This is a genomic window from Grimontia marina (genome assembly GCF_900060185.1).
GTDB lineage: Bacteria > Pseudomonadota > Gammaproteobacteria > Enterobacterales > Vibrionaceae > Enterovibrio > Enterovibrio marinus.
Map to the genome: position 1 here is coordinate 1 of NZ_FIZY01000251.1, position 604 is coordinate 604.

The following is a 604-nucleotide window of genomic DNA, read 5'->3' on the forward strand; positions in this document are numbered from 1 at the left end:
GTGTGTCCCATTCGTCTAGAGGCCTAGGACACCGCCCTTTCACGGCGGTAACAGGGGTTCGACTCCCCTATGGGACGCCACTGGGTCGTTAGCTCAGTTGGTAGAGCAGTTGACTTTTAATCAATTGGTCGCAGGTTCGAATCCTGCACGACCCACCATCTTCTCCACAGAGGATGTAAAACTCAGTTTGGGTTTTGCCTTTTCAAAGGTAAAAGCAAACATATGTGGGCGATTAGCTCAGTTGGGAGAGCACCTCCCTTACAAGGAGGGGGTCACTGGTTCGAGCCCGGTATCGCCCACCATTCTTTCTCCTGAAAGAACAAAACATCAGGGGGCTATAGCTCAGCTGGGAGAGCGCTTGATTTGCATTCAAGAGGTCTGCGGTTCGATCCCGCATAGCTCCACCACTCTTTAAGCACACTTCTCTTCGAACAGAGAATGGTGAGTGTTCTTAAAAAGTGGTTGTTCACTAGAACACATCACATGCTCTTTAAAAATCTGGAAAGCTGACTAAACAAACTCAAATGAGTTTGTTTGTAAAAGTTCTCAAATGTTGACTCTACGGAGTTAACACCAAACACATTCAAGTGTTCTTGGTTTCATC

The 604-nt window shown here is 47.0% G+C and carries 4 tRNA genes; all 4 read left to right on the top strand.

The annotated features are described in order from the left end of the window. The first annotated feature begins 4 nt into the window (after window positions 1-4). The 4 genes from GMA8713_RS26260 to GMA8713_RS26275 all read left to right on the top strand — a co-directional run bounded on the left by GMA8713_RS26260 (window position 5) and on the right by GMA8713_RS26275 (window position 407). A tRNA-Glu gene (locus tag GMA8713_RS26260) sits at window positions 5-80 on the top strand. Between the two features lie 2 nt (window positions 81-82). Next, window positions 83-158: transfer RNA gene (locus GMA8713_RS26265), tRNA-Lys, on the top strand. Between the two features lie 68 nt (window positions 159-226). Next, window positions 227-302 (top strand) — tRNA-Val (locus tag GMA8713_RS26270). 29 nt (window positions 303-331) lie between these two features. After that, a tRNA-Ala gene (locus tag GMA8713_RS26275) sits at window positions 332-407 on the top strand. Window positions 408-604 lie beyond the last annotated feature (197 nt).